An 18,164-nucleotide genomic window follows, 5' to 3' on the forward strand; every position below is an offset into this window, starting at 1 on the left:
CGGTGTGACGTCGTCATCGATGAGACGCGCTGGATCGAGTCCGGCACTCCTGCGCCATCGCCGCGTCGCGCAGTCCGCTCGGAGCGAGCGGCGGGACGTTCGCATGCGCGATCTTCGGGTGGATGGGTCGTCGGTCCGCCTCTCCTTCCCCGATGAGTTCCTCATGGAGTTTCTCGCCCGGCCGGAGTCCCGAGAACACGATGTCCGCCGCGCTGTCGAGCTCCGCTATGAGACGTTCGGCGACGTCGAGGATGCGGACCGGGTCGCCCATGTCGAGGACGAGCACCTCGCCGGGCGCAGCGATCGCTCCGGCCTGGATCACCAGGTGACACGCCTCGGGGATGGACATGAAGTACCGGGTGGCGTCCGGGTGCGTGACGGTGACCGGGCACCCTGACCGAATGAGGTCCACGAACAACGGGAGCATCGATCCTCGGCTCCCGAGCACGTTGCCGAAGCGGACGGAGACGTAGTCGTGCCCGGTCGTCTCGGCGACCCAAGCGGTCAGCCGCTCCGCCAGCCGCTTCGTCCGGCCGAGGACGCTGATCGGGTTCGCCGCCTTGTCCGTCGAGATGTTCACGAGCGTCCGCACGCCGGCCGCGGCTGCCGCCTCGAGGACGTTGCGTGTCCCGAGGACGTTCGTCTTCCAAGCCTCTTCCGGGTACTGCTCGAGCATGGGGAGGTGCTTGAGGGCCGCCGCGTGGAAGACGACGTCGGGACGCCGGTCGAGCATGATGTCGGTCACGGCATCGGCGTCGCGGATGTCGACCAGCACCACGTCACGGGTGTCCAGGAGGCCGTGCCCCGACACCGAGACCTGAACCGTCTGCAGCGCGGTCTCGTCGCGGTCGAGCATGATGACCTCGGACGGCTCGAACCGCACGATCTGTCGGCACAGCTCGCTGCCGATCGAGCCGCCGGCACCGGTGACGAGGACTCGCTTGCCACGCAGGAAGTCGGCAGCCAGTTCAAGGTCCGTCGCTGTCGAGTGATGCCCGATCAGAGCCTCGATGTCGATGTGCTCGATGGACAGGTGGGGTTCTGGACGAGCAGGGCTCAGGGGGGCCTTGTGGTTCACGATGCTCCGGAGGGGATGGTGTGCTGGCGGGGAAGTGTGCGGGCGGGGACCCCGACGACGGTCGTTCCCGCTGTGACGTCACGCGTCACGGCGGCGGCGGCACCGACGACAGCGTCGGGGCCGATCGACAGCCCCTGGAGCACGACGGCACCGGCACCGATCAGCGCGCGGTCGCCGACGAGCACGTCGCCGGAGAGCGCACTCCGCGGGTTCACCGACACGTGGTCACCGAGGTGGACGTCGTGCCCGATGACTGCTCCGGGGTTGACGTGCAGGTGCCGTCCGGCGCAGACGTTCGATCCGACCGTGGCGTTCGCGCAGACCACGGCGCCGGTGCCGAGCGAGACGAGCGAACCGATCGACGCCGACGGATGGACGAGGGAGGTCGCTGAGGCGCCGGCCCGGAGCGCGGTGAGGTCGAGCCGGGACCGGATGGCAGGCGCTCCGACGGCGACCACGAAGGACCGCCCCCGGGCCGTCGGCAGCCAGTCGGACATCCCGCCCAGGAACCGGATCCCGAGCCGTTCGAACGTCCGGAGGGCTGTCCCGGTGGGAGCGTCGTCGACCACACCGTGGAGGGGACGTCCGCACGCGAGCGCGATGTCGAGCGTTTCCCGTCCGAAGCCTCCTGCGCCGATCACGGTGACGGGTGACGCGTCCGTCATGGCAGGAACCGCCGGATCGTCTCGCACACGCGCGTGAAGTCGTCGTCCGACATCGCACTTCCGGACGGCAGCGCGAGCCCGTGCTGGAAGAGTCTCTCGGCGACGCCCGTCAACACCGCTTCGGCGCCGACGTGGACGGGCTGCAGGTGCATCGGCTTCCACAGGGGCCGTGTCTCGATCCCTTCGCCCGCGAGCGCCGCAGCCAGGTCGTCCTTCGTCCAGCCGGTCGTCTCGGGGTCGACCACGACTGCCGTGAGCCAGCAGTTCTCTAGGTGGTCGTCTCCGCCACGTCCGAGGACCCGGACGCCGTCGACCTGCTCGAAGAGCGCCCGGTACGCGGAGCGGAACGAGCGACGCCGGGCGATCATCTCGTCGAGGCGTCCCAGCTGCGCACGACCCAGCGCTGCGAGCACGTTGCTGAGCCGGTAGTTGTAGCCGATGTCGACGTGCTCGTAGTGCGGAACGGGTTGCCGCGCCTGTGTGGCGAGGTACCGGATGCGCGCCGCGGTCTCGTCGTCGTCGGTGAAGACCATGCCGCCACCAGAGGTGGTCATGATCTTGTTCCCGTTGAAGGAGACGCACGAGGCGGATCCGAAGGACGCGGCAGCTCGGCCGGCGTGGAGGGTGCCGAACGACTCCGCGGCGTCGGCGATCAGCGGGATCCCTTCGACACGGCAGATCTCCTCGAGCGCGGGGTAGTCGACGGCATGCCCGAGCAGGTCGACGGGGAGCACCGCTCCGATCCGTCGACCACTCGCACGGATCCGCCCGATGGCGGCGGCGAGGAGCTCGACGTCGATGTTCCCGTCGCACTCGACCGAGTCGATGAAGAACGGATGCGCGCCGGTGTATCGGATGGCGTTGGCCGTGGCGGCGAAGGTCATCGTCGAGGTGGGGACGACGTCGCCCGGGCCGACGTCGGCGGCCAGCAGCGCGAGGTGCAGGGCTGCGGTCCCCGATGCGAGGCCGATGCCGTGCCGCCGACCCATCCTGGCTGCGGCCTCGCACTCGAACGCGTCGAGGTCGGGCCCCACCGGAGCGACCCAGCCGCTCGCGATCGCAGCGGCGACGGCGGTCGATTCGGCGAGCCCGACGTCTGGGGATGAGAGCGGGATCGGACTGTGCATGACCACGAGTGTACAGCACTCGGTATGTTGCACTTGCATTTGATATCCAATACGATCAGCACGACCTTGCTGCTGCGATGGGAGAGAACGATGCCCGAACAACCCGACACGACCACGAGCGCACCACCGTTCGTCTCGCCACGCGCGGTCGTCGCGACGACCGCACGTCTCCACCGAGGAGTCCGGGTGTGGGACGACGCACACGTCGAGCCGGACGCCGAGATCGGAGCCGGGAGCACGATCGGTCGAGGCGTGACCGTCGGACGAGGCGTCCGGATCGGCGCCCGGTCGAAGATCCAGAACGGTGCACTGCTGTACGAGCCCGCCATCGTCGCCGAGGGGGTGTTCGTCGGCCCCGGCGTCGTTTTCACCAACGACCGTGTCCCCCGTGCGGTCCTCCCCGACGGCCGTGTGAAGGAGGCTGACGACTGGGAGCACGTCGGCGTCACAATCGGGCACGGAGCGTCGATCGGCGCCGGAGCCGTTTGTGTCGCGCCGGTCGCGATCGGCCGTTGGTCGATGGTGGCGGCGGGCGCGGTGGTCACTCACGACGTCCCGGACTTCGGTCTCGTCGCCGGCGTCCCGGCACGACGTGTCGGGTGGGTCGGGCGCGCCGGCCACCGACTCGTGCCGCTCGACGACCGTACCCACGAGTGTCCGGTGACGGGTGCCCGCTACCGCTTCGACGGAACCGACCTCCAGGAGACGAGCGCATGAGCATCTTCGACAGCATCGAGTCGACCTCCGAGTACATCCCGGCGAAGCCCCTCATCGGCGACGACGAACGCCGGGCGGTCGACGCCGTCCTCCGCACCGGCATGCTCGCGCAAGGGCCGGAGGTGGCGGCCTTTGAGCGTGAGTTCAGCACGACGCTCGTGCCGTCACGACGTTCGGTCGCGGTGAACTCCGGTACGTCTGCGCTCCACCTCGCGCTCCTCGGGGCCGGCATCGGCCCAGGCGACGACGTCATCGTGCCCTCCTTCACCTTCGCGGCGAGCGCCAACGCCGTCGCACTCGTCGGTGCGACGCCGGTGTTCGTAGACATCGACCCGGTGACCTACTGCATGGACCCTGCCGCTGCGCGTGCTGCCGTCAGCCCGCGCACCGTGGCGATCATGCCGGTGCACCTCTACGGGCACCCCGCGGACATGACGGCGATCGGGGCGTTGGCCGACGAGTACGGCCTGAGCGTGATCGAGGACGCCGCCCAGGCGCACGGCGCCCGATGGCAGGACCGACCCGTGGGCGCGTTCGGTGTCGCCGGCGCGTTCTCGTTGTACCCGACCAAGAACATGACCGCTGGTGAAGGCGGGATGATCACCGTCGCCGACGACGGCCTCGAGCGACGACTGAAGCTGTACCGCAACCAGGGCATGGAGCGACGGTACGAGAACGAGGTCGTCGGGTTCAACATGCGGATGACCGACCTGCACGCGGCGATCGGGCGCGTGCAGTTGGGCAAGGTCCGGACGTGGACCGCTCAGCGGCAGGCAAACGCCTGCTACCTCTCGATCGAGATCGACTCGGTCGTCACGCCGACCGTCGCCTCCGGTGCCGAGCACGTGTTCCACCAGTACGTGGTGCGGGTCCCGGAGGACCGCGATGGCATCGCGAAGGCGCTCGAGCTCGAGTGGGGGATCGGCACCGGCGTCTACTACCCGGTCCCGGTGCACAGACTGCCGTCCTTCGACCGGACGTGTGACCTGCCCGAGACGGAGCGTGCCGCCGCTGAGGTCCTCGCACTGCCCGTCTACCCCACGCTGACCAAGCGCCAGCTCGACCGCGTCGTCGAAGGCGTGAACCGCCTTGCCCGGGCGGGTGCCTGATGGCCGCGTCGATCCGGACCGGGGTCGTCGGCCTCGGCATGATGGGGCGGCACCACGTCCGCGTCCTGCGAGCGCTCGACGGTGTCGACCTGGTGGGCGTCGTCGACGCGGCGGGTGACCGGTACGGCGCCGCGGACGGCCTCCCGGTCTACCGGACGGTGGGGGAGCTCCTCGACTTGGGCATCGAGGCGGCCGTCGTGGCGGTGCCGACGGCGCACCACGAGTCCGTGGCCCTCGAACTCGCCGACCACGGGGTGCACTGCCTCGTCGAGAAGCCACTCGCCGCCGACCTGCCCGGCGCTCAGCGGATGCTCGAGCGCTTCGAGGCTGCGGGCGTGGTCGGAGCCGTGGGGCACATCGAGCGGTACAACCCGGCGTTGCAGGAGCTGCGTCGGCGGCTCGACGCAGGGGCGCTCGGCGACGTGTACCAGGTGGTCACCCGGCGCCAGGGTCCGTTCCCGGCCCGCATCGCCGACGTCGGGGTCGTCAAGGACCTCGCGACGCACGACATCGACCTGACGAGTTGGCTCGTCCAGAGCCCCTTCGCACGGCTCTTCGCCCAGGCTGCCCACAAGAGCGGTCGCGAGCACGAGGACCTCGTCGCGTTCTCCGGGACACTCGCCGACGGCACCGTCACCAACCACCTCGTCAACTGGCTGTCGCCGTTCAAGGAGCGGGTGACCGTCGTGACCGGGCAGCGTGGGTCCTTCGTCGCCGACACCCTGACGGGTGACCTCTGGTTCCACGAGAACGGCACGGTCGCCACGCAGTGGGACGCCGTCTCCGCGTTCCGCGGGGTGTCGGAGGGCGCGATGACCCGGTTCGCCTTCCCCAAGCGGGAGCCACTCGTGCTCGAGCACGAGGCGTTCCGCGACGCCGTGCTCGGGGACGGCTCCCGCATCGTGACCCTGCGCGAAGGGCTCGAGACGCTGCGGGTCGCCGAGTGCGCACTCGAGTCCGCACGCTCGAACCGCATCACCAGTCCGCTCGGGTCGCTCGGGCCCGGCGGCGACCGAGAGGAAGAGGCAGCATGAAGATCGGTGTCGTGGGACTCGGCAAGATCGGGCTCCCGCTGGCGGCGCAGTACGCGCTCCGTGGGCACGACGTCATCGGCATCGACGTCGATGACCGGGTCGTCCGGGCGGTGAACAGCGGGGAAGTGCCGTTCCCGGGCGAACACGGCCTCGCCGAGGCGTTGCAGCGACTGGCTCCGACGGGGAAGCTCCGAGCGACGGGGGACTCCACTGCGGCAGTGCCCTCGTGCGACGTGATCGTGGTGGTGGTCCCGTTGTTCGTCGACGACGAAGGCGTCCCCGACTTCGGTTGGATGGACGCGGCGACCGACGCGATCGGGGCGTCCTTGACTCCGGACACGCTGGTCCTCTACGAGACGACGCTCCCCGTCGGTACGACGCGGGAACGCTGGGCGCCGCGACTGGAAGCCCGCTCCGGACTCCGGCAGGGCTCGGACTTCCACGTGGCCTTCTCGCCGGAGCGGGTGCTCACCGGTCGTGTCTTCGCCGATCTGCGACGGTACCCGAAGCTCGTCGGCGGTCTGACACCAGCGGGGACGGCTCGTGCCGTTGACTTCTACCGGGCCGTGCTCGAGTTCGACGAGCGCGACGACCTCCCACGCGCGAACGGCGTCTGGGACCTCGGGTCCGCCGAGGCCGCCGAGATGGCGAAACTCGCCGAGACGACGTACCGCGACGTCAACATCGGTCTGGCGAACGAGTTCGCTGCCTTCGCCGAGCGGGTGGGCGTGGACGTCGAGCAGGTCATCGAGGCGTGCAACTCCCAGCCGTACAGTCATCTCCACCGTCCGGGCATCGCGGTCGGTGGGCACTGCATCCCGGTCTACCCGCGTCTCTACCTCTGGAACGATCCGGGGGCGAGCATCGTCCGTGCCGCTCGCGAGCGGAACACCGCCATGCCCGAGCACGCCGTGGCGGTCCTCTCCGGCCTCGCGGGAGGGCTCGAGGGCGCGACCGTCCTGGTGCTCGGAGCGTCCTACCGAGGAGGGGTCAAGGAGACCGCGTTCTCGGGCGTGTTCCCGACCGTCGAGGCGCTCCGGGCGCGAGGCGCGCTGGTGCTCGTCCACGACCCGATGTACACCGATGCGGAGCTCGAGCAGCTCGGGTTCGTCCCGGCGCGGCGGGGAGTCGCGGCCGACGCGGTCGTCGTGCAGTCGGACCACGACGAGTACGCCTCGTGGTCGGCTGCGGACGTGCCCGGTGTGCGCGCGGTCCTGGACGGGCGTCGCGTCCTCGACGCCGCCGCGTGGCCGTGCTCCTTCGCGGTGCTCGGCGCGCCACCGAGGGCCTGACGTGCCCGCGGAACGCTCCGGGTTCGTGCAGCGTGCGTGGCAGTCAGGTCTCCCGCGGATCCTCTCCGGCAGTGTCATCGGGCAGGGCGCGGTGCTCGCTGTCTCGCCGCTCCTGACGCGGCTCTACCAGCCGGCCGCCTTCGGTCTGCTCGCAGTGGTGACGGGCGTCAGCGCCGTCGTCGGCGCAGTGGCCACGCTCGGACTCGAGCGCGCGGTCCCGCTCCCGCGCAGTGGGACCGCGGCCCGGGTGCTGGTGACCTCGGCATGCATCGCCGTCGCTGTGTCAGGTGTGGTGACGACGCTCCTCACGTTCGGGTACCGGCGCGAACTGGGGACCGCCCTCTCGGCCCCGGCGCTGGTCGGCCTCTGGTGGATGATCCCCGTCGCGGTCGTCGCGATCGCGCTCCAGCGCATCGTCGCGGCGGTCCTGACCCGACGACGAGACCACGGTGCACTCGGCGCGCGCAACGCCCTGCAGGGCGTCGTGCAGGTCGTGGCGAGTGTCGCTCTGGCACCGGCGGGCGTCATCGGCTTGGTCATCGCACCGTCGGCCGGCCGGATCGCCGCGAGCATCGGTGGCCTCGGGTGGATGAGGCGTCCAACGTTCCGGCTCGTGTCGTGCCGCGTCGGACGACTCGTGCTCGGGCGCTTCCGCCGCTTCATCTGGGCGGCCCCGCTGTCCGCGCTCCTCAACGTGTCCGGTCAGCAGCTCCCCACACTGATGATCGCGTCCAGCGAGGGCGTGGTGGTGGCCGGGTTCGTCGGCCTCGCCGTCCGGGTCCTGGCCGCACCGGTCGGGGTCCTGACCGACGCGGTGGGCCAGTAGTTCACCGGCTCGTTCAGCGCCGTGCTCCGGACGGGGCGCGGAGACGTCCTGGCACTCGTCCTCCGGACCTCGGCCCGGACGGCGGTGCCGGCCGTGTGCGCTGCCGTCGTGATCGCGGTCGTCGCACCCACGGCCTTCGTCGTCGTGTTCGGCGACGAGTGGCTCCGTGCCGGCGAGATCGCGCGACTCCTCGTCGTCCTCTTCGCAGTACAGCTCTCGGTCTCACCGGTCTCACAGGCGCTGCCGCTCCTCGAACGTCAAGTAGCGCAGCTCGCCTGGGACGGCGGCCGATTCGTCCTCGTCGTCGGGGGCGTCGCCCTCGCGATCGCCCTCGACCTCGGGACCCTCGCACTCATCACCACGTACGTGGCGCTCTCGGTCACCGCGTACGCGGTGCTGTGGGTGCTCGTCGCAACGGCGGCGCGTCGCCACGACGCAGTCGCCACTCATCCACGACCCCGGAAGGAACTTCCATGCTCCCTCGAACGATGACCCCCCGCACCGCCGCCATCCTCGGTGTCACCTGCGGCGCACTGCTCCTCACCTCCTGCTCGACCGGCGGCGGCGAGCACCGGAGCGAGGGCACCGCGAAACCGTCCGCATCCGCATCCGCATCCGCGACGGCGCAGGCCACGACGTACAACGAATGCGTCGACGGAGCCGCTCAGGTGTCCGTCGAGAAGTCGTCCGGTCCCGTCACGGTCAGCGATTGCGACGGCATCAACATCATCACGTCCGGGCAGGCGTACCTGCTCGGTTCGGTGAAGGTGCTCACGGTGGAGGCGAGCAACGCGACCGTCGAGATCGGCCAGGCCGGTGTCCAGGAGATCGCCGTGCTCGGCTCCGGGAACACGATCACCTACACCGGTGACGCCCCGGAGATCACCGACGAGGGCGACGACAACACGGTGGACGCAGCCTGACCGAGGAAGCCCCGGCGTGTGCGCGCCGGGGCTTCCTTCCCAAGCACGTGTTATGCTGACATCTAAAGTATCAACTGCTCGACCAACCCGGAAGGTTCGTGGTGACCCCCCTCACTCGTGCGCTCGTCTTGCGCTGGTACTTCGCCGTCGGCGGAGCCCTCCTCGGATTCGTGGTGGCGATCGCGCTCTCATCCACGGTGACGCCCCAGTTCCGGGCGACGTCGAAGATCTGGATCTCGATCAGCGGTGATGCCGAGTCCTCGGCCCTCGACCTCGCGCAGGGCACGAACGCAGCGCAACAGCGGATCCACTCCTACCTGGACCTCGTCCCACAGCCCATCGTGTTGCAGCCGGTTATCGACGAGCTCCACCTCGACGTGAAGGCCTCGGAACTGGCCCGGTCCGTCTCTGCCACGTCGCCGACGGGGAGCGTCGTCATGCAGATCGCGGTGACCTCTCCGGACCGCCAGCGGGTGGCAGAGATCACCGACAGCATCGTGCGGAGCTTCTCGTCCGTCGTCCAGGACCGGCTCGACGCGAACGCGTCGGGTGTCGGTGTGACGGTCACCCAGACCTCGCCGGCGGCCCGTCCGACGACGCCCGTCGCACCGAGGACCCGTGCGAACGCTGCTCTCGGGGGAGCAGCCGGTGCCGGACTCGGTGTCCTCGCTGCCTTCCTGCGCTGGGCCCTCGACACCAAGGTCCGCGGGCGTGACGAGGTCCAGGAGCTCTGGGACCTCCCCGTCCTCGGCGACATCGGGTTCGACCCCGAGGCGTCGAAGCAGCCCCTCGTCCTCCGCGACGCGCGTGCCAGCGCGCGTGCAGAGGCGTTCCGGAGCCTCCGGACCAACGTGCAGTTCCTCGCGTCGCGGCCAGAGGGTGCGCGCACGCTCGCCATCACGAGTTCCCGGCCGTCCGAGGGCAAGACCACCACCGCCGCCAACCTGGCGGTCGCGTTGGCCGAGAGCGGCCTCCGTACCGTGGTCATCGATGCCGATCTCCGTCGGCCGAACCTGGCGAACGTCTTCGGCATCGAAGGGTCGGCAGGTCTCTCCGACATCCTGGTCGGGCGGGTCGAACTCGCCGACGTCCTGCAGCCCTGGGGTCGCGCCGGACTGAGCGTGATCCCCTCCGGGACGGTGCCGCCGAACCCGAGTGAACTCGTCGGGTCTCCAGCGTTCACCGCGCTGATCGAGGACGTCGCGGCGCTGTTCGACGTCGTCATCGTCGACACCCCACCGCTCGGGTCGGTGACGGACGCGGCACTCGTGTCGCGGGCCGTGCAGAACATGCTCCTGGTCGTGGCCTCCGGGCGAGTCCGACGAGCGGAGGTGTCCTCGTCGATCGAGTCACTCGCGACCGTGGGAGCTTCCGTCCAGGGCGTCGTGGTCACGATGGCGCGGAGTCGCGGCGCGCGAGACGCGTACGCCGTCTATGGGGCAGACGTGCCCCCGGAGACGCAGCGATCGCACCGCTCCGCTGTGCCGGGAAGCACGTCCGAGGTGACGCCGTGACCCGCCGCGCGGAACGACGACGCTGGTCCGCGACCGGCGGACGCGTCTTCGACATCGTGATCGCGACCGTGATCCTGATCGTCACCGCCTTCCCCCTGGCGGTCGCAACATTGGTGGTCGCCACCTGTCTCGGGCGGCCGGTGCTCTTCCGGCAGGAACGCATCGGGCTCCACGGGGCGCCGTTCACCATCGTCAAGCTCCGAACGATGCGACCGTTCGACCCCGCTCGCGGCCTCAGCACCGACGCGAGTCGACTGACGAGGTTCGGAGTGTTCCTGCGGGCTACCAGCATCGACGAGCTGCCGAGCCTCGTGAACGTCCTCCGCGGAGAGATGAGCATCGTCGGGCCGCGGCCGCTGCCGGTCACGTACGGTCCTCGCTTCACCGGGTCCGAGAAGCGGCGACACGAGGTCCGCCCCGGGCTGACCGGACTCGCGCAGGTGCACGGTCGCAACGCCTTGTCCTGGGAGGACCGCTTCCGACTCGACGTCGAGTACGTCGACCGCTGCTCGGTCCTCCTCGACTTCCGCATCCTGCTCCGGACGGCGGGTGTCGTCCTCCGTGCGCGCGGCATCACCGCGGCGGGCTGCGCCACGATGCACGAGCTCCGTCCCGAGCACGGCCCCGTCCCGGGCCCGGCGGTCCGCACGTGACGCGCCGCGTGGTGTGGATCCTCAACCACTACGTCGCGGAAGCGGCACGGGACGGCCGGACGTCCCGGCACGAGCAGTTCGCGCGGACCCTCGGCCAGCACGGTTGGCACTGCGTGCTGATCGGTGCCAGCACGGTCCACCCGTCGGGAGGGCAGACCTTCCCCCGGCTGCGGTTCCGCGAACACCGGCGGGAGGGGACGCACGAGGTCCTGCGGCTGCGGGGTGTGCGGTACCGGGGCCCGATCCGGCGCGTCCTCGACATGCTGCTCGTCACCCTCATCGCGCTCGCCCCGGGGACGACTCGCGGTCTCCCGCAGCCGGACGTCGTCGTCGGGAGCTCGTTCCACCCGCTCGCCGCCTGGGCCGCCGCACGGCTGGCCCGTCGGCGGGGTGCTCGGTTCGTCTTCGAGCCGCGCGACCTGTGGCCGGAGACGCTCGTCGCGTTCACCGACCTGTCCCAGCGGTCGCTCGTGGTGCGTGCCCTGCGGGCGATCGAAGCCGACGTGGTGCGACGGGCGGATGCGCTGGTGTCACCGCTCGCCCGGGCCGGGGACTACTACGCGGCCAGAGGACGACACCTGCCGTTCTCCTGGGTGTCCAACGGCACCGAGCCCTGGGACGAAGCCGAGCCCTGGGACGAAGCCGAACCCGTCCACCGCGAGCAGTTCGTCGTCACCTACCTCGGGAGCGTCGGCCGCGCCAACGCGCTCGATGCGGTCGTCGACGCCCTGGCGCACCCGACCGTCGCGACCCTCCCCACCCGGGTCGTGCTGCGGATCGTCGGTGACGGACCCGCCGTCGAGGGCCTCCGTCGACGGGCAGCCGACGGTCCGGCCTCCGAGCGCATCGAGTTCCTGGGCCGGCGGTCGCAACCAGCGGCGCGGGCGATCGGCCGCTCGTCCGACTGTCTGATCGCCAACATGGCGGACCTGCCGCTCTACCAGTGGGGCGTGTCCTTCAACAAGCTCTTCGAGTACGCCCGCATCGGCCGTCCCGTCGTCCTGGGCGCAGCCGGCCCGGTGCCCGTCTTCGACGACGGAAACGCCGTGCTCACCACCGCCGACGATGCGACCGCGCTCGCCGCAGGCATCGCCCGCACCGTCGAGATGGGGCCGACCAGGCGAGCCACCCTCGCCCGTCTCGCATCCGAACGGGCACGCGAGGCGTTCACGTACCCGGCCCTCACGGCGCGGTTCGCGGCTGCGCTCGATCGAGCGTGCTCGGTACGACCCGATGCCCTGCTCTCACATCCTCCGACAAGCAAGGAGAACGCACCGTGAAGGTCATGAGCGTCGTCGGCGCCCGCCCCCAGTTCGTCAAGCTCGCCGCCGTGGCCGATGCACTCGCAGGTCGCTGCGAGCACGTGATCGTCCACACCGGACAGCACTACGACGCCTCGATGTCGGACGTGTTCTTCGAGGACCTGGCGATCCCGGCCCCCGACCACCACCTCGCAGTCGGATCTGCTGCGCACGGCGCGCAGACCGGACGAATGCTCGAACACATCGAACAGGTGTGCCGCAGCGAACGACCGGACGCCGTCCTGGTCTACGGCGACACCAACTCGACGCTGGCGGGCGTGCTCGCCGCCGTGAAACTGCGCATCCCCACGGTGCACCTCGAGGCGGGGCTCCGCTCGTTCGCGCGGGACATGCCGGAGGAGATCAACCGGATCGCCACCGACCACACGGCCGACCTGTGCCTCGCACCGACCGCCACCGCGATGCGCCACCTCGAACGTGAGGGCCTCGCGGCGAGGAGCCGAATCGTCGGCGACGTGATGACGGACGTGCTCTTCGCGGTCCGCGACGCCGTCGCAGGGACCGCGCCGCGCCTCCCGGCCGGGATGGCATCGGACCCGTACGTCGTGGCGACCCTCCATCGCCCGTCGAACACGGACGACCCCGACCGACTCCGGAGCGTGCTCGACGGCCTCACCGACGTGGGGCGGCCCGTCCTGCTCCTGGCACACCCACGCCTGCGTGCCAGCGCAGAGCGATTCCGCGTCCGGCTCGACCGGCCGGGGATCATCGTCTCCGACCCGGTGAGTTACCCGGAGTTGGTCCGCACCGTGCGTGACAGCAGCGGAGTGGTGACGGACTCGGGTGGCTTGCAGAAGGAAGCCTTCCTGCTGCAGCGTCCGACGGTGACCGTTCGCGAGGAGACCGAATGGGTCGAGACGGTCGAGCTCGGATGGAACGCGCTCGTCGGGCACGATCCGTCGGCCATCGGCGCAGCCCTCGCCGGGCTCCCGGCACCGGAGGTCGACGCCGAACCCTACGGTGACGGCCGGAGCGCCGAGCGCGTCGCCGACGCGGTGCTCGAGCTCGCGGGGGGCGTCCGGTGACCCGCTTCGACATCGCGCACGTCTCGAGCGCGCATCCGTGGACGGACAACCGTGTCCACCTGCGGGAGGCGGCCGGGCTGGTCGCAGCGGGGTGGCGGGTGCTCCTCGTGGCCGTCGAGAGCGATCTCGAGGTCCCGGACACCGGAGTCGTCGTCCACACGATCCGCCGCCGTCGACGGTCGACCCGCGTGCTCCTCGGATCGGTCGAGGCGGTGTGGACCGGCTACCGGAGTGGTGCCGCGGTGCTGCACTTCCACGACCCGGAGCTCGTGTGGGCCGTACCATTGCTGCGGGCACTCGGGCGCCGCGTCGTCTTCGACGCCCACGAGGACCTGCCGAACCAGGTACTGAACAAGTCGTACCTCAGTCGTTCGGGCCGCCTGGTGGCGAAGGTGGCGGCGCACGCCGTCGTCCGGTGCGCTCGCTCCGCCGACCGCATCGTGGCCGCGACGGAGACCATCGCCAACCGCTTCCCGACACGGAAGACGGTCCTGGTGCGGAACTTCCCACGCCTCCGGGCGGAGGACGACCTGGTCACGGTTCGGGACCCGGCCGTCGCCTTCGTCGGCGCACTCGACGTCGACCGCGGGGCGCGGACGCTGGCCCGGGCCGTGCTCGACCCCGCCTTCCCGGACGGCTGGTTCCTCCGCCTCGCCGGTCCGGTGCGCCCGGCGGCCCTGCTCGAGGGGTTCCGCGAGGGCGTCGACAGTGGTCGGGTCGAACTGCACGGGCACGTGTCGCCCGGTCGCGCCCGCGACCTGTTGGCTCGATCCAGCATCGGCGTCGTGACCCTCCTGCCCACGCCGGCGCACCTCGACTGTCTCCCGACCAAGCTGTTCGAGAACATGGCCGCGGGCCTGGCCCTGGTCGTCTCGGACTTCCCGCTCTGGAGGCGCCTCCTGCGCGGGTACGACTGCGTCACCTTCGTGGACCCGTCCGACCCGGCTGCGATCGCGCGGGCGATCGCCTCGTACGCCTCGGACCCGGAGCGCTTGTCCGCCCACTCGGCGGTGGCTGCCCGCGCGGCTCGGGAGCAGTTCCACTGGGACGCGGAGGAAGCGGTCCTCGTGGCGATGTACCGGGGGCTGCTCGGGGCCCGGCCGCGGTGAGCGCGCTGTCCGTTCCGGTGGCCTCGCACATCACCGATGACGGTGGTCGCCGTGCAGCCGCCCGGTCGTGCGTGCGCGCGGTGCTGCTCGTCGTGCTGGTGGTCGCCTACTCGCTCGTCCTGCGGGTCGTGTACACGGGCCTCATCTCCGGACCGTTCGCGTACGCCGGGTACACCTCCGTCCCCCAGGCCTGGCAGGACGGAGTGGCCTCAACGATGCTCACCGCGATCGTCGCCCTCCTGCTGCCGCGCCGGATCACGTGCGCGTCGGACGTCGTGCTCTGGATGATGCTGGGGGTCTGCGTCGGGCCCGCCATCCTCATGTCCGGCTACACCGGGTACCTCGACCCGGCCGGTGCCGCCGCGTTCTCGATGCTGCTGGCAGTGGTGTTCTCCGCGGCGGCGCTGGCCGTCCGGTGGCGCCGCGACACCGGGAGTGCGCTGTCGACCGCTCCGGCGACGGCAGCGGACAGCATGCTCGTCGGGTCACGGGTGGTCCGACGGGAGACGCTCGCCTGGGTGCTGTGCGGGCTCTACTCACTCGGGACGTACGGTCTGATGGCGGTGACGACGGGCTTCCAGTTCCGCCTGGTCGCCCTCGACGAGGTGTACGACGTGCGTGCCGCCTACGCCGACGACCTCGCTGCCGGTGGGGGCCTCGGGTACCTCCTCAGCGGCCAGGCGTACGTGGTCAACGCCTACGTGATGATCCGGGCACTCGCGAAGCGGGCCTGGCCGCTGTTCGCCCTCGGGGTCGTCGGGCAGTACCTGCTCTACTCGACGACGGGGTTCAAGACCGTGCTGTTCTCGATCCCGGCGATGGTCGTGATCGCAGTCGTGCTGCGGCGCCGCCGTCCCCGGTCCGGCTTCCCGCTGCTGTTCGGACCCGTCGTGCTCATGGTCGGATCGGCCATCGTCGACGAGGCGCAGGGCGGCATCACCTGGACGTCGCTCTTCTCGCGACGGTTCATCGTCACCCCGGGACTGCTCACCTCGGTCTACGCCGACTACTTCTCGGAACACCCTGTCGCACTGTGGGCGAGGTCGTTCACACGGTTCTGGGTGACGTCGCCGTACGACACCACGCCGACGAAGACCATCGGGCAGTACATGTTGCCGGGGTCGAACGTCAACGCGAATGCGAACCTCTTCGCGGACGGGTACGCGAACCTCGGGGCGGTCGGGGTGGTCGTCATCGCTGCTGTCCTGGCGGCCTGGCTGCGTGTCCTCGACCGATGGAGCCGCGGACTCCCCGTGCCGGTCGTGGGGGTGCTCTTCGTGATGAGCGCGGTGACGCTGTCGAACACGTCGATCCTGACCGCGATGCTCTCCCACGGTCTGCTGGTCGCGACGCTCCTGGTGGCGGTGATGCCCCGCGGCGGTTGGGGTGTCCTGTCGCCGGGCGAGGCAAGTGCGCTGGGGAAGCCGGAACGCGGTCAGGCGCGGCGCTCGTTCCAGCGCCGCGCCTGACCGGCACCGTCTACCGTTCGGCGGCCGGCACCACGAAGAGGTCAGAGAGGAGCGTGACCGCTCCGCGGCGCTGTTCGATCCGGAACCGGAAGTCGTGCGCTCGGTAGTCGACGACGCGACGGAACGACCATCGCCCGTCTCCGTCCACCTGGCGGGTACCGGAGACGAGTTCCGTCCCCCAGTCGTTGACGACCCGGTAGCTGGCGTTCGCGCTCCCGGTGCCTTCGAAGAGGTTCTCCGTGCCGGGGACGACCGACTTCGTGAGCACGGTGACCGGCTCGAGTGACGTCGACCCGGTGACGAAGACCGGAGTCCGGGCTTCCCAACCGTCGGTGGCGAGCTGGAGGCGGAACTCGAACGACGTCGCTCCGTTCGAGACGACGCGATCGAATCGCCACCTGCCGTCGGAGTCGACCGTCGACGTGCCCGAGACGAGATCAGTTCCCCAGCGGTTGACGACGCGGTAGGCCGCTCCGCCCGGACCTGTCCCCTCGAACCGGTTCAGCAGGCCCGGCACCATGGTCGTGGTGCTGGTCGTGACGGACGGCGGGGAGACGACGGGCAATGAGACGGCACCGGAGGCCTCGGTGACGTCACCGGACGTCTGCACGAAGTGGAGCTCGAGTTCGGCGGCGTTGACCGGGACGGGGAGCACGGCCTGCCAGGAGCCGTCGGCGTGGACCACCGCGGCTGCCAGTCGGTTGCCGAAGTGGTCGTCGACCTCGAGTCCAGCGCCGGGGTGCCCCGATCCGCGCAGGATGTTGTCCCACCCCGCCACGAGTCGCTCGTTCCGGAGCGACACGGGGGTGAGCGTGGGGGCCGCCGCGATGGTGGTGGCGGTCGTGGCGGACGCCGCGAAGGTCCCCTGGTCGGTACGGCCGGTGGCGACCGTGGTGAGTGCCTCCGTCCCTGCGGGTGCGTCCGACGGCACCGTGACCGGCACCGCGAAGCGGATGACGGTGCCTGCGGGGAGCTGCCAGCCGGTGTCGGCCCACCGGTAGGTCAGGACGGTGTCGTCCTCTGTGCGCTCTCCGTCGACGAGCTGGTCCGCGGTGAACTGCCGCGTCTGGTCGGAACCTGGCAGCTGGTACTCGCCGCGGATGGCCGCTCCCGAGTCGAAGGTCGTCCCGGCGGGTGCGTCGAACCGCACGACGGAGCCGTCGCGCGGGGAAGTGGTCTCGACCGTGCTCCGGAGTCGTGCCTCCACCGTCGAGGTGTCCCCGCGGACGAGCGACGTGGCGGGACCGTCTACCCCGACCAGGACCTCATCGTTCTCGGGGATCGTGGTGGCGGTCGTCGCGCGCGTGTCGAACGGTCCCTGCAGCGCGTCGCCGTGCAGGTCCGCCGTGAGCGCACCGCGCTTGGCGACCGCATCGGCGGGTGTGTCGACGGTGACCGCCCATCCGAACCGCGTGCCGGGCGGTACCGACCAGGACGGCTGCGTCGTCCAGTGCCATCGGTACCGCGAACCGCCGTCGAGTCGTTCCCCGTCGGTCAGCGTCATGCCGTCCGTGTGCCGGACGCCGTCGTGTTCGTACCAGCCAGTCACCGTGGCCTGCCCGTCGGAGAACTGCGTTCCAGCAGGAGCGTCCACTTCGACCGCTCCGTCGACTGCGCTCACACGGGTCGTCGTCGAGGCCACGAAGGGGACGGACACTGATCCGCCGCGAGCCAGGGTGGTCTCCTCGCCGGCACCGCCCTCGACACCCGCCGCGACGCGCATCGTCGTCGAACCGCCCACACTCCACGGGGCGACACCGCCCGCGCGTGTTCCGGTCGCCAGGTAGGACAGGCGCCCGGTCACCGGTGCAGCGGCCGACACCTCGACGGGGATGGCGAACCGGAGCTGCACGCTCGTGTCAAAGTCCGCCGTGCCGCGGAGCGAGTACGTGGCTTGCGTCCGGTCACCGCTCACCCGGGCATCGGTCAGACGAAGCCGGCTCGTCGACAGCCACCTTGCCCACCCGGGGTTTCGGTACTGACCGAGTGCGTCGTTGTCCGCCGTTGGGAACGTGGTGCCCGCCGGTGCCGACACGGTGACGTCCCCCTCGACGGTGCCCGGGTGCCCACCGAGTTGCTCGAACCCGATGTCGATGGCGCCGGTCTCGCCGCGCTGGAGCACTGCGGTCCCCAGGTCGAGATCGACGGCGCGAGGAGCCGGGTCGGCATGGGTGGGTCCGCCCAGCATCGTAGCGAGCACCGTCGCCACCGCCGCAGCCATGTTGAATAGATATCGCATTCACTTGTTCCTTCCGATCGGATAGGAACACGGTAGCGAATTGACATTTCGCGCACAGGTTG

At 70.5% G+C, this 18,164-nt stretch carries 17 protein-coding genes; 13 read left to right on the forward strand and 4 right to left on the reverse strand.

All coding sequences use genetic code 11. The features are described from left to right. Window positions 1–13: 13 nt before the first annotated feature. From DEJ33_RS07100 to DEJ33_RS07110, 3 genes are read right to left on the reverse strand one after another with little or no spacing between them, the layout of a single operon-like run. Entirely contained in the window at window positions 14–1,078 is a 1,065-nt protein-coding gene (locus tag DEJ33_RS07100) for a UDP-N-acetylglucosamine 4,6-dehydratase family protein (RefSeq protein WP_375342144.1), read from the reverse strand. Next, entirely contained in the window at window positions 1,075–1,743 is a 669-nt protein-coding gene (locus tag DEJ33_RS07105) for a NeuD/PglB/VioB family sugar acetyltransferase (protein WP_111077455.1), read from the reverse strand. The genes DEJ33_RS07100 and DEJ33_RS07105 overlap by 4 nt, the downstream gene beginning before the upstream one ends. After that, entirely contained in the window at window positions 1,740–2,870 is a 1,131-nt protein-coding gene (locus tag DEJ33_RS07110) for a DegT/DnrJ/EryC1/StrS aminotransferase family protein (protein WP_111077571.1), read from the reverse strand. The genes DEJ33_RS07105 and DEJ33_RS07110 overlap by 4 nt, the downstream gene beginning before the upstream one ends. A gap of 90 nt (window positions 2,871–2,960) precedes the next feature. On the opposite strand from DEJ33_RS07110, the gene DEJ33_RS07115 reads away from it, so the two are divergent. The 13 genes from DEJ33_RS07115 to DEJ33_RS07175 all read left to right on the forward strand — a co-directional run bounded on the left by DEJ33_RS07115 (window position 2,961) and on the right by DEJ33_RS07175 (window position 15,863). Beyond that, complete coding sequence (locus tag DEJ33_RS07115) at window positions 2,961–3,587, forward strand: acyltransferase (protein WP_111077456.1); 627 nt, start codon at window positions 2,961–2,963, stop codon at window positions 3,585–3,587. After that, a complete protein-coding gene (locus DEJ33_RS07120) occupies window positions 3,584–4,696 on the forward strand; it encodes a DegT/DnrJ/EryC1/StrS aminotransferase family protein (protein ID WP_111194566.1) in 1,113 nt (370 codons plus the stop codon). Before DEJ33_RS07115 ends, DEJ33_RS07120 begins: the two co-directional genes overlap by 4 nt. Continuing rightward, window positions 4,696–5,730 carry a Gfo/Idh/MocA family protein gene (locus DEJ33_RS07125; RefSeq protein WP_111077458.1) on the forward strand — a complete coding sequence of 345 codons (1,035 nt, stop codon included), beginning with the start codon at window positions 4,696–4,698 and terminating at the stop codon, window positions 5,728–5,730. Before DEJ33_RS07120 ends, DEJ33_RS07125 begins: the two co-directional genes overlap by 1 nt. Then, complete coding sequence (locus DEJ33_RS07130) at window positions 5,727–7,022, forward strand: nucleotide sugar dehydrogenase (RefSeq protein WP_111077459.1); 1,296 nt, start codon at window positions 5,727–5,729, stop codon at window positions 7,020–7,022. Before DEJ33_RS07125 ends, DEJ33_RS07130 begins: the two co-directional genes overlap by 4 nt. A 1-nt stretch (window position 7,023) precedes the next feature. Next, the gene (locus DEJ33_RS07135; protein WP_181437265.1) at window positions 7,024–7,848 is read left to right on the forward strand and encodes a lipopolysaccharide biosynthesis protein; all 825 of its coding nucleotides are present in this window, start codon (window positions 7,024–7,026) and stop codon (window positions 7,846–7,848) included. Window positions 7,849–7,869: 21 nt separating this feature from the next. Beyond that, complete coding sequence (locus tag DEJ33_RS07140) at window positions 7,870–8,340, forward strand: hypothetical protein (protein ID WP_111194568.1); 471 nt, start codon at window positions 7,870–7,872, stop codon at window positions 8,338–8,340. Next, a complete protein-coding gene (locus DEJ33_RS07145) occupies window positions 8,322–8,771 on the forward strand; it encodes a DUF3060 domain-containing protein (RefSeq protein ID WP_146242555.1) in 450 nt (149 codons plus the stop codon). The genes DEJ33_RS07140 and DEJ33_RS07145 overlap by 19 nt, the downstream gene beginning before the upstream one ends. A gap of 101 nt (window positions 8,772–8,872) precedes the next feature. Next, window positions 8,873–10,285: a polysaccharide biosynthesis tyrosine autokinase gene (locus tag DEJ33_RS07150; protein WP_111077462.1), complete on the forward strand. Its 1,413-nt coding sequence runs from the start codon at window positions 8,873–8,875 to the stop codon at window positions 10,283–10,285. Then, the gene (locus DEJ33_RS07155; protein WP_220034457.1) at window positions 10,282–10,938 is read left to right on the forward strand and encodes a sugar transferase; all 657 of its coding nucleotides are present in this window, start codon (window positions 10,282–10,284) and stop codon (window positions 10,936–10,938) included. Before DEJ33_RS07150 ends, DEJ33_RS07155 begins: the two co-directional genes overlap by 4 nt. Further along, window positions 10,935–12,218, forward strand: a complete 1,284-nt coding sequence (locus DEJ33_RS07160) for a glycosyltransferase (RefSeq protein WP_111077463.1) — start codon at window positions 10,935–10,937, stop codon at window positions 12,216–12,218. The genes DEJ33_RS07155 and DEJ33_RS07160 overlap by 4 nt, the downstream gene beginning before the upstream one ends. A 5-nt stretch (window positions 12,219–12,223) precedes the next feature. Beyond that, window positions 12,224–13,285: a non-hydrolyzing UDP-N-acetylglucosamine 2-epimerase gene (wecB, locus tag DEJ33_RS07165; RefSeq protein WP_309147005.1), complete on the forward strand. Its 1,062-nt coding sequence runs from the start codon at window positions 12,224–12,226 to the stop codon at window positions 13,283–13,285. Then, a complete protein-coding gene (locus DEJ33_RS07170) occupies window positions 13,282–14,394 on the forward strand; it encodes a glycosyltransferase family 4 protein (RefSeq protein WP_111077465.1) in 1,113 nt (370 codons plus the stop codon). The genes wecB and DEJ33_RS07170 overlap by 4 nt, the downstream gene beginning before the upstream one ends. Then, window positions 14,391–15,863 (forward strand): hypothetical protein, encoded by a 1,473-nt coding sequence (locus DEJ33_RS07175; RefSeq protein ID WP_146242556.1) that lies wholly within the window; start codon window positions 14,391–14,393, stop codon window positions 15,861–15,863. The genes DEJ33_RS07170 and DEJ33_RS07175 overlap by 4 nt, the downstream gene beginning before the upstream one ends. A gap of 10 nt (window positions 15,864–15,873) precedes the next feature. Here DEJ33_RS07175 and DEJ33_RS17165 read toward each other — a convergent pair whose 3' ends face one another. Further along, the gene (locus tag DEJ33_RS17165; RefSeq protein WP_181432822.1) at window positions 15,874–18,102 is read right to left on the reverse strand and encodes a hypothetical protein; all 2,229 of its coding nucleotides are present in this window, start codon (window positions 18,100–18,102) and stop codon (window positions 15,874–15,876) included. Window positions 18,103–18,164 lie beyond the last annotated feature (62 nt).

The sequence above is a fragment of the Curtobacterium sp. MCPF17_047 genome (assembly GCF_003234045.1).
Classification (GTDB): domain Bacteria; phylum Actinomycetota; class Actinomycetes; order Actinomycetales; family Microbacteriaceae; genus Curtobacterium.

What these genes read in the sequence shown, in the direction of transcription:
- DEJ33_RS07105 (WP_111077455.1), bottom strand. Translation starts at nt 1,743, where the DNA reads ATGACGGACGCGTCACCCGTCACCGTGATCGGCGCAGGAGGCTTCGGA.
- DEJ33_RS07110 (WP_111077571.1), bottom strand. Translation starts at nt 2,870, where the DNA reads ATGCACAGTCCGATCCCGCTCTCATCCCCAGACGTCGGGCTCGCCGAA.
- DEJ33_RS07115 (WP_111077456.1), top strand. Translation starts at nt 2,961, where the DNA reads ATGCCCGAACAACCCGACACGACCACGAGCGCACCACCGTTCGTCTCG.
- DEJ33_RS07120 (WP_111194566.1), top strand. Translation starts at nt 3,584, where the DNA reads ATGAGCATCTTCGACAGCATCGAGTCGACCTCCGAGTACATCCCGGCG.
- DEJ33_RS07125 (WP_111077458.1), top strand. Translation starts at nt 4,696, where the DNA reads ATGGCCGCGTCGATCCGGACCGGGGTCGTCGGCCTCGGCATGATGGGG.
- DEJ33_RS07130 (WP_111077459.1), top strand. Translation starts at nt 5,727, where the DNA reads ATGAAGATCGGTGTCGTGGGACTCGGCAAGATCGGGCTCCCGCTGGCG.
- DEJ33_RS07145 (WP_146242555.1), top strand. Translation starts at nt 8,322, where the DNA reads ATGCTCCCTCGAACGATGACCCCCCGCACCGCCGCCATCCTCGGTGTC.
- wecB (WP_309147005.1), top strand. Translation starts at nt 12,224, where the DNA reads ATGAGCGTCGTCGGCGCCCGCCCCCAGTTCGTCAAGCTCGCCGCCGTG.
- DEJ33_RS17165 (WP_181432822.1), bottom strand. Translation starts at nt 18,102, where the DNA reads ATGCGATATCTATTCAACATGGCTGCGGCGGTGGCGACGGTGCTCGCT.